This window comes from Ruegeria sp. SAZD011 (genome assembly GCF_059612545.1).
The window spans coordinates 56554-65883 of the sequence record NZ_JBXWQU010000036.1; the positions used below are offsets into that span (position 1 = coordinate 56554).

Annotated in this window: 11 protein-coding genes; 5 read left to right on the forward strand and 6 right to left on the reverse strand. The window is 62.7% G+C overall.

The window, feature by feature from the left end; all coding sequences use genetic code 11:
- The first annotated feature begins 129 nt into the window (after positions 1 to 129).
- Positions 130 to 960, forward strand: a complete 831-nt coding sequence (locus AC2FLM_RS18480) for a DUF6473 family protein (protein WP_496859427.1) — start codon at positions 130 to 132, stop codon at positions 958 to 960.
- Positions 961 to 1020: 60 nt separating this feature from the next.
- Here AC2FLM_RS18480 and AC2FLM_RS18485 read toward each other — a convergent pair whose 3' ends face one another.
- Positions 1021 to 1950, reverse strand: coding sequence for an electron transfer flavoprotein subunit alpha/FixB family protein (locus tag AC2FLM_RS18485; protein WP_496859428.1), 930 nt, complete (start codon positions 1948 to 1950; stop codon positions 1021 to 1023).
- The gene (locus AC2FLM_RS18490; RefSeq protein ID WP_496859429.1) at positions 1950 to 2708 is read right to left on the reverse strand and encodes an electron transfer flavoprotein subunit beta/FixA family protein; all 759 of its coding nucleotides are present in this window, start codon (positions 2706 to 2708) and stop codon (positions 1950 to 1952) included. The genes AC2FLM_RS18485 and AC2FLM_RS18490 overlap by 1 nt, the downstream gene beginning before the upstream one ends.
- A gap of 198 nt (positions 2709 to 2906) precedes the next feature.
- On the opposite strand from AC2FLM_RS18490, the gene AC2FLM_RS18495 reads away from it, so the two are divergent.
- Complete coding sequence (locus AC2FLM_RS18495; protein ID WP_496859430.1) at positions 2907 to 3272, forward strand: VOC family protein; 366 nt, start codon at positions 2907 to 2909, stop codon at positions 3270 to 3272.
- Between the two features lie 166 nt (positions 3273 to 3438).
- Here the strand turns inward: AC2FLM_RS18495 and AC2FLM_RS18500 are convergent, their stop codons facing one another.
- The 4 genes from AC2FLM_RS18500 to AC2FLM_RS18515 all read right to left on the reverse strand — a co-directional run bounded on the left by AC2FLM_RS18500 (position 3439) and on the right by AC2FLM_RS18515 (position 5829).
- The gene (locus tag AC2FLM_RS18500) at positions 3439 to 4011 is read right to left on the reverse strand and encodes a cob(I)yrinic acid a,c-diamide adenosyltransferase (RefSeq protein ID WP_496859431.1); all 573 of its coding nucleotides are present in this window, start codon (positions 4009 to 4011) and stop codon (positions 3439 to 3441) included.
- 3 nt (positions 4012 to 4014) lie between these two features.
- Positions 4015 to 4215, reverse strand: a complete 201-nt coding sequence (locus AC2FLM_RS18505) for a twin transmembrane helix small protein (protein ID WP_234140789.1) — start codon at positions 4213 to 4215, stop codon at positions 4015 to 4017.
- Positions 4216 to 4293: 78 nt separating this feature from the next.
- Positions 4294 to 5121 (reverse strand): SDR family NAD(P)-dependent oxidoreductase, encoded by an 828-nt coding sequence (locus AC2FLM_RS18510; protein WP_496859432.1) that lies wholly within the window; start codon positions 5119 to 5121, stop codon positions 4294 to 4296.
- A 75-nt stretch (positions 5122 to 5196) separates the two neighbouring features.
- A complete protein-coding gene (locus AC2FLM_RS18515) occupies positions 5197 to 5829 on the reverse strand; it encodes an SH3 domain-containing protein (RefSeq protein ID WP_234221893.1) in 633 nt (210 codons plus the stop codon).
- 214 nt (positions 5830 to 6043) lie between these two features.
- On the opposite strand from AC2FLM_RS18515, the gene AC2FLM_RS18520 reads away from it, so the two are divergent.
- From AC2FLM_RS18520 to AC2FLM_RS18530, 3 genes are all read left to right on the forward strand, one after another.
- Positions 6044 to 8392 (forward strand): DNA topoisomerase IV subunit A, encoded by a 2349-nt coding sequence (locus AC2FLM_RS18520; protein WP_234182828.1) that lies wholly within the window; start codon positions 6044 to 6046, stop codon positions 8390 to 8392.
- 100 nt (positions 8393 to 8492) lie between these two features.
- Positions 8493 to 9092 carry a hypothetical protein gene (locus tag AC2FLM_RS18525; protein ID WP_234221891.1) on the forward strand — a complete coding sequence of 200 codons (600 nt, stop codon included), beginning with the start codon at positions 8493 to 8495 and terminating at the stop codon, positions 9090 to 9092.
- Between the two features lie 107 nt (positions 9093 to 9199).
- On the forward strand, positions 9200 to 9330 hold a 131-nt coding region (locus AC2FLM_RS18530), incomplete at its 3' end, for a GTP-binding protein (protein ID WP_297339401.1).

A 9330-nucleotide genomic window follows, 5' to 3' on the forward strand; every position in this document is an offset into this window, starting at 1 on the left:
TCGGCAGGGCGGGGGGCGCGGCAAGAGGGGCTGACCGGGACAATTCGCTTCAAATCCGCGCATTAGGCGAATCGCAACGGTTGCGGCGGCAAAGTGACCATTGGGTGAAAATCGAAAATGGTGGGAGCCATGAGTTATGAATTGCCGGGCGCGGGGGCGTCCGATGCCGTAACCTGTCGCTATGGTGTGTCGAAACTGCGTTTTCGCGGTCCCGAGCGGGACCTGAACGCACCTTATGTGGCCTGTATCGGCAGCACCGAAACATTCGGACGTTTCGTGTCCGATCCCTATCCCGCGCTTCTGGAACGGCGGCTGGGAGAAACCTGTGTCAATCTCGGAAGCATCAACAGCGGGCTCGATGCGATCCTGTTAGACCCGGAACTGGCACGGCTGGCCCGGGCGGCCGAGTTCTGCATATTGCAGGTGCCCGGCGCGCAGAATCTGTCAAACCGCCTCTACCGGGTGCATCCTCGTCGCAACGACCGGTTTCTCGAAGCCTCGCCCATGTTGAGTGCGCTGTATGACGAGGTGGATTTTACCGAATTCCACTTCAACAAGCACATGCTGGGTCGTCTTAACGAGATCTCGGAGGAGCGGTTCGGGGTTGTCCGTGCCGAACTTCAACAAGCGTGGCAAGCGCGGATGCGCAGCGCCATAGATGCGTTGGGGGATGGTGTGGTCCTGCTCTGGCTGCGCTATCGCCACCAGCGGCCTGACGATCCCGCCGAGGCTCTGGGCCCTGAGCCGCTGATGGTCTCGCCCGATATGGTTGCAGCCCTGGCGCCACGGGTCCGCTCGACCGTCGAGGTGCCAGTACAGATGGCGGGTCAGTCCGATGAATTGGACGACATGATCTTTGGCATGCTTCAGGAACCGGCAGCAGAGCATACCATCGGGCCGGTCATGCATCGCGTCATCGCCGATCGCATCTATCGCGCGCTTCAGGACATCGATACGTGAAAAGGCCCGCCACCGGGCGGGCCTTTGCAGATTTTTCGTCGAAAAATCTTGTCCCCGGCTTCAGCCGAGCTTGTCTGTCAGTTCCGGCACGGCCTGGAACAGGTCGGCCACCAGGCCAAAGTCGGCGACCTGGAAGATCGGCGCTTCTTCATCCTTGTTGATGGCGACGATGATCTTGGAGTCCTTCATGCCGGCCAGGTGCTGGATCGCGCCCGAGATGCCAACCGCGACGTAAAGCTGCGGTGCGACAACCTTGCCGGTCTGGCCGACCTGCCAGTCGTTCGGCGCATAGCCCGAGTCGACTGCTGCACGCGACGCGCCAACCGCCGCACCCAGCTTGTCGGCCAGGGCTTCGATCAGTTTGAAATCCGCTTCCGAACCCACGCCACGGCCGCCCGACACCACGATACCGGCCGAGGTCAGCTCGGGGCGGTCAGAGGCGGCAACCTTGTCCTCGACCCATTCGCTCAGGCCCGGATTGTCGCCGACCGAGATGGTTTCGACCGGGGCCGCGCCACCTTCGCCAGCAGCGTCAAAGGTCGAGGTGCGGAAGGTGATGACCTTCTTGGCATCCTTCGACTTGACGGTCTGCACCGCGTTGCCGGCATAGATCGGTCGCTCGAAGGTGGACCCATCGACCACGCCCGACACGTCCGAGATCACCATCGCGTCGAGCAGGGCTGCCACGCGCGGCATCACGTTCTTGGCGTCGGTGGTGGCGGGGGCAACGATGTGCTCGTAGCCGTCGGCGAGGCTCACGATCAGCGCCGCGGTCGCTTCGGCCAGGCGATGACCCAGCGAGGCATCCTCGGCGACCAGCACCTTGGAGACACCGTCGATCTTGGCGGCGGCTTCGCCGGCGGCGGCAGCGGAGGCACCAGCGGCCAGCACCGTCACGTCACCCAACGCCTTGGCGGCGCTCACCGCCTTGGCGGTTGCGTCCAGCGCCAGTTCGCCACCGGTCACTTCGGCAAGGAGAAGAACAGCCATTACACAGCCCCCGCTTCTTTGAGTTTCGCAACCAGCTCGTCGACCGAGCCCACCACGATGCCCGCGGCCCGTGCCGGCGGCTCTTCGGTCTTGACGATTTCCAGGCGCGGAGTGACATCGACGCCATAGTCGGCGGCGGTTTTCTCATCCAGCGGCTTTTTCTTCGCCTTCATGATGTTGGGCAGCGACGCATAGCGCGGCTCGTTCAGGCGCAGGTCGACGGTGATGATGGCGGGCATCTTGACCTTGATGGTCTGCAGGCCGCCGTCCACCTCGCGGGTGACCAGTGCGTGATCGCCCTCGACATTCAGTTCCGAGGCAAAGGTGCCCTGGCTCCAGCCCAGGAGCGCCGACAGCATCTGGCCGGTGGCGTTCATGTCGTTGTCGATCGCCTGCTTGCCGGCAAGCACGAGGCCCGGCTGCTCTTCCTCGACGACCTTCGCGAGGATCTTGGCAACCGCCAGGGGCTCGATATCGGTGTGTACGTCATCGGCGGCCACAACCAGGATCGCGCGGTCGGCGCCCATGGCCAGCGCGGTGCGCAGGGTTTCCTGCGCCTGCTTGACACCGATCGAGACCACGACGATCTCGTCGGCTTTGCCGGCCTCTTTCAGGCGGATGGCCTCTTCGACGGCAATCTCGTCAAACGGGTTCATCGACATCTTCACATTGGCGAGATCGACACCCGATCCGTCCGCTTTGACGCGAACCTTCACGTTGTAGTCGATCACGCGCTTGACGGGTACAAGGACCTTCATCTCTGCGTTTTCTCCTTCAAAAACGGCAAGCCGCCATGCGACTCCCAATGCTCTCGCCGCGTTTGATAGCGGCTTGGCGCGCGCCGGGACAGGGCAAAATCGTCACGTCATGTGCAATCGACGTCGCGTTTTCGCCAATTCTCGCGCCGCGAAGGAAATTTTGTTACCCTGCATGCAGGAAGGTGCCGGGAGGGAGAGATGGAACGCGTCGACGGGTTCGGAGGCTGCTTTTTCAGGGCGAAAGACCCCAAAGCGCTGGCGGAGTGGTATCAGCAGCATATGGGGATCGACCCGGCGCCAGGGGATTATTCCGGACGCTGCTGGCAGCAGAGCGAGGGTGCGACAATTTTTGCACCCTTTGCCCAGGACACCGCATATTTCGGCGATCCCGGAAAAGGGTTCATGCTGAATTTTCGGGTGCGCGATCTAGCGGCGATGATCGCGCAATTGCGCGCGGCAGGTATCGAGGTGCAACCGGACCCGGGCTCGCCCTATCCCAACGGCAGCTTTGCCAGGCTGGCCGACCCGGAGGGCAACCCGATAGAGTTGTGGCAACCGGCTTGATCCGGGCGGGGCCAAAAAATTGCAAATTTTTTGGTGAAAATTCTTTCTCAAGAATTTTCTCGCCGTCTTGAGGGGCGCGAACAGGTTTCGGAGTTTAAGATCGGCTCAGCGGTTCGCGCTTCCCGTCGTCGGGCCGTCCGCTGGACGCCCCGCCGCTTCGCTATGCTCAGCGGTTCGCTCCGGGAACCCACAAGACATCGTCCTTGCCGCCATTATTGGCGGTGCGCGCGGCGACGAAGAACCAGTCGCTGAGCCGGTTCAGATAGGTGATGGCCTGCGGGTTCACCGTTTCTGCCTCACTCAGTTCCACCGCCAGCCGCTCGGCGCGCCGGGCCACGGTGCGGCAGACATGCAGATGTGCCGCCAATGCCGATCCGCCGGGCAGGATGAAGCTGCGCAGCGGGTCGAGACCGGTGTTCATCGCGTCGATCTCGTGTTCCAGCCGGGTTACCTGGGCTGCGGCCATGCGCAGGGGCGGGTATTCCGCCTCGGCATCCTTCTCCATCTCGGGGCGGCACAGATCGGCGCCGAGGTCGAACAGGTCGTTCTGAATGCGCGACAGGGCCGCGTCCATGTCTCCATCCGCCTTCAGCCGGGCCACACCGACAAAGGCATTCAACTCGTCGGTCGTGCCATAGGTCGCCACGCGGTCGGAATACTTGGCGACCCGCGTGCCATTGCCCAGGGCGGTTTGCCCCTTGTCGCCGGTGCGGGTGTAGATCTTGTTCAGGACCACCATGGCTCAGCTTCCTTGTCCGCGCAGATAGACATAGAGCAGGATCAGCACCACCGCGATGAACTGGAACAAGAGGCGCAGACGCATCATCTTGTTGCCGTATTTGGCGTTGAAGGTCCCTCCCTTGGCGAAACCACCAAGCCCGATCATCAGCACGATGACGACGGCGCCCATCGCCATCAACATCACGATCATCAACAGATCCATGCAGAGCCTCGCTTTCCCAATCCCTGTGTCGCGCCTGATCTAGCGGTCCGGTCGCAAAAAGCGAACCGGTTTTTGCGATCAGATGCTGCCAAGTACGCGGTCGCTCAGTCGCGTGGGCAGGATTCGGCGCAGGATTCCGGCGATATAGGTGGGTGTGGTGACATAGTATCGCGGGGCCGGTCGCCGCGCTTCGACCGCGCGGATCAGTTTGGCGGTCACTGCCGCGGGCGGCAGTTCGAACCGATCCGGTCCGCGATCTTCGTAGAGCCGTTTCAGCAGGCTGCCCTCGTATTTGGCGCGCAGGGCTGAGCCTTGCCAGTTGATATGACGTTCGAAATGCGGGATCGCCTTTTCGCGCAGTTTCGACGTGATCGGACCCGGCTCGATCAGCACCACGTGAATGCCGGTGCCCTTCAGTTCCAGGCGCAGCGTGTCGCTCAACCCTTCCAGCGCGTATTTCGTCGCCACATAGGCGCCGCGCCAGGGAAAGGCGACCAGTCCAAGAACGGAGGAGCATTGTACGATCCGGCCGTGGCCCTGGGCGCGCATCACCGGGATCACCCGCCGGGTCAGTTCGTGCCAACCAAAGAAATTGGTCTCGAAAATGGCCCGCAGCGCCTCGGTCGGTACATCCTCTACCGCGCCGGGCATGCCGAAGGCGCCATTGTTGAAAAGCGCGTCAAGCCTGCCGCCGGTGGCTTCCAGCAGCTCGGCCAACCCCGAGGCGATCGAGGCCGCGTCGTCATAGTCGATACGGGGGCTGTCAAAGCCCATCGCGCGCAGCCGGTCGCAATCGCGCTGTTGCCGGCAGGACGCGAAGACGTGCCAGCCCCGCGCCCGCATGCCCTGGGCGGCGGCAAGTCCGATGCCCGACGAACAGCCGGTGATGAGGATTGTCTTTGCCATGAGAAATTCCAGAACCGTCCCGATTGCTGCCTATTGCTAGGGCGCCGGGTAGGGCTGGGCAATGGGCCGGTTGCCTCAGTTGGGCTTTTTGCTGACCAGAGATGCGGCGATCCAGCCGATCTGTTGCTCGGGCAGCACGCGCAGGCGCAGCCAGCCGGTGCCGGAATCGTCCAGAACCTCGACCTTGTGACCGACGGTCAACCGGTTGATGACCGGATAGATCGTGCCGGGCCCGTCGCGCATGTTGACGCGTGATCCGGTGATCTCGCGCAGATCGGGGGCGGGGCGTTCATAGGCAAAGGTTTCAGTTGCGGTTTCCGGCTCGGGTTCGCCAGGCTCGACCTCGAGCGCTCTCAATCCGCCTGAGAGCGAGGCAAGTGTCAAAGTCCCCGTCTCGGTGTCATCGTCGAATAGAGTCAGCCCCTTGCTCAGGCTGGCGCGGGCGCGGGCCAGCCGCTCCAATTGCTCTTCCGAGGTCAGTATCGCCTTTTCGACCGGCGCCGGTTCGGGCGTGTAGGGCGTCAGCGACACCTTGGCCACCAGCTTTGCGGGTTCGACCTGAACCAGGGGTTCGGCCTTTTCCACCGTCTTGGCCGCGACCCGCTCGGGCTTGGCCGGGCGCATGCCGCGCGGCTCGAAATCGGCGCCGCCACTCAATTCCCAGAAGGCAAAGCCCAGAACGGCGAAAGAGATGATGACAAAGCGCATGCGCGCCTCCCGTGAACGCAGGAAATGAAAATCGACTGATTGAAACGGGCCGCAGACTGACCGCTCAAATCTTAGCATATCCCGTAAAAGGAGTCCAAAAATGGGGTAAAGACGGATTGTTTTCCCCGGTATTGTCGATGTCCGGCAAGTTGTCCCCAGCAAATTCGCCGCCTGTCGCTTTACCAGAAACAGCAGAGCGCGTATCACATCATCTATGAGCGATACGATCGATGACCCCAACATGAAGCAAGACGGCGGTGGGCAGCAGGTGTCCGAACCGCTGCGCCGCGCCATTGGCGAGCGGTATCTGACCTATGCGCTAAGCACGATCATGCACCGGGCGCTGCCCGATGCGCGCGACGGGCTGAAGCCGGTGCACCGGCGGATTCTCTATGCCATGCGCGAATTGCGACTCAGTTCCGGGGGCGGGTTCCGCAAGTCGGCCAAGATCTCGGGCGACGTGATGGGCAACTATCACCCGCATGGGGATGCCGCGATCTATGACGCGATGGCGCGTCTCGCGCAGGATTTCAACGTCCGTTACCCGCTGGTCGACGGGCAGGGCAATTTCGGCAATATCGACGGCGACAACCCGGCCGCCAGCCGATACACCGAAGCGCGAATGACCATCGTCGCCGAGGCGCTGCTGGATGGTCTGAACGAGGATGCGGTCGATTTCCGCGACAACTATGACGGCACGCTCACCGAGCCGGTGGTGTTGCCCGCGCAGTTTCCAAACCTTCTCGCCAATGGCAGCAGCGGCATCGCGGTGGGCATGGCCACCAACATCCCGCCCCATAACATTGCCGAGTTGTGCGATGCCTGTCTGCATCTGATCAAGACGCCCGACGCGCGCGACGACACGCTGCTGAACTATGTGCCCGGTCCCGATTTCCCCACTGGCGGCATCATCGTCGAACCGCCGGAAAGCATCGCCCAGGCCTATCGCACCGGTCGGGGCAGTTTCCGCCTGCGCTGCAAATACGAGGTCGAGGATCTGGGCCGTGGCCAATGGCAGATCGTGGTCACCGAGATCCCCTATCAGGTCCAGAAATCGAAGCTGATCGAGAAGCTGGCCGAGGTCATCCAGACCAAGAAGGTGCCGATCCTCGCCGATGTGCGCGACGAGAGCGCCGACGATATCCGGGTGGTGCTGGAGCCGCGCACCAAGAACGTCGACCCCGAGGTGCTGATGGGCATGCTCTATCGCAACTCGGACCTAGAGGTGCGGTTCAGCCTGAACATGAACGTGCTGATCGACGGGGTCACGCCCAAGGTCTGCTCGATGAAAGAGGTGCTGCGCGCCTTTCTGGATCACCGGCAAGAGGTGCTCTTGCGCCGCTCGCGCCACCGGCTGGGCAAGATCGACCACCGGCTCGAAGTGCTCGAAGGCTTTATCATCGCCTTCCTCAACCTCGACCGGGTGATCGACATCATCCGTTATGACGAGGACCCCAAGGCCGCGCTGATGCGCGAGGAATGGGGCATCGACCATCCCCGCGCGCTGAACGAGGCGGATTATGTCTCACCCGCGCCGGGCGAGGGCGAGCTGAGCGAGGTGCAGGCCGAGGCGATCCTCAACATGCGCCTGCGCAGCCTGCGCCGGCTCGAGGAAATGGAACTGATCCGCGAGCGCGACGCCCTGATGGCCGAGCGCGCCGAGATCGAGGACCTGCTGGCCGATCCCGCCCTGCAATGGGCGCGCATAGCCGATCAGCTCAAAGAGACCAAGAAGACCTTTGGCAAGGACTATCCCGGCGGTGCCCGCCGTACCCGCTTTGCCGAGGCAGGCGAGGTCGAAGAGGTGCCGTTGGAGGCAATGATCGAGCGCGAGCCGATCACCGTGGTCTGCTCGCAGATGGGCTGGATCCGCGCCATGACCGGCCATATCGACCTGACCCGCGAGTTGAAGTTCAAGGATGGCGACGGCCCACGCTTCATCTTCCATGCGGAAACCACCGACAAGCTCTTGATCTTTGCCTCGAACGGGCGGTTCTATACGGTCAGTGCCGCCAACCTGCCCGGCGGGCGCGGCATGGGCGAACCGTTACGCCTCATGGTCGATCTGCCCAACGAGGCCGAGATCGTCGATATCCTGATCCACCAACCGGACCGCAAGCTGCTGGTCGCCTCGACCGCTGGCAACGGTTTTGTCGTGCCCGAGACCGAGGTGGTGGCCCAGACCCGCACCGGCAAGCAGGTGCTGAACGTGCGCGATGACGAACGCGCGCTGATCTGTGTGCCGGTCGCGGGCGATCACGTGGCGGTGGTGTCGCAGAACGGCAAGTTCCTGGTCTTCCCGCTGGAAGAGATGCCCGAAATGGGCCGGGGCAAGGGCGTGCGCCTGCAGAAATACAACATGGCGCGCGGCAAGCAGGGGGCGCTGGAACTGGATGGCGGGCTGAGCGATGTGACGACATTCGCCTGGGCCGAGGGGTTGAAATGGTCGATGGGCGGCGACAAGACCCGCCACGAAACCGACCTGAGCCAATGGCTGGCCAAGCGCGCCAGCGTCGGCAAGCGCCCACCCTACGGCTTCCCGCGCAGCTACAAGTTCAAGTGACACTTCCGCCGCGCTTTGCCATTTCCTGCCGATGCGGCTTGGCACGGGCCGCATCGGTGCGCTACATCCGCCCCAACCCAACGTGTGCCGAGATGCGATCATGATCCGAGTTCTTACCCTGCTGACCGGGCTTGCCCTGCTGGCCGCCTGTACCGCTGCAACGCCCGACGAGCCGCTCGAGGATCTGGGTGCCTTCAAGCTGGGGCACAATGTTGTGGTCGCGTCCAAGGCGCAAAAAGGCCCGATCTCGCGCGATGCCTCCGCCGAGGACTGGGAAACCGCGCTCAAGGCGGCGGTGGACGAGAGGTTCTCTCGTTACCAGGGTGAGCAGTACTATCACCTGGGCATCAGCGTCGAAGGGTATATGCTGGCGCCGCCGGGCGTGCCGGTGATCTACAGCCCGAAATCGGCGCTGATCATCAATGTCACCGTCTGGGACGATGCCTCGCAAACCAAGCTGAATCCCGAGGTGGAGCAATTCACCGTGTTCGAGGCCACCACCGGCGAATCCTGGTTGATGGGCTCGGGCAACGCGCGCACCAAGGAAGAGCAACTGATGGGCCTCTCACGCAACGCCGTTGGCGAGATCGAGGACTGGCTGGTCGAACAGCACAAGGAAAACGGCTGGTTCGCGCCGCGACCGGATGCAGAATCCGCGACCGGGACGCCGCAAGCGCCGGTGAAACCGGCGCAGGGCTGACAATCGGTCAGGATTGGCTTGATTTTCTTCTTTGAACCAAATATCCCGCGCGCGCAGTAGGAAACCGGGACGAAGGGTCCCCCAAACCGCAAAAGGGCGCCTGAGGAATGGCAAAGGAAAAGTTTGAGCGTAATAAACCGCACGTCAACATTGGCACGATTGGCCACGTTGACCACGGGAAGACGACGCTGACCGCAGCGATCACGAAGTATTTCGGCGACTTCAAGGCGTATGACCA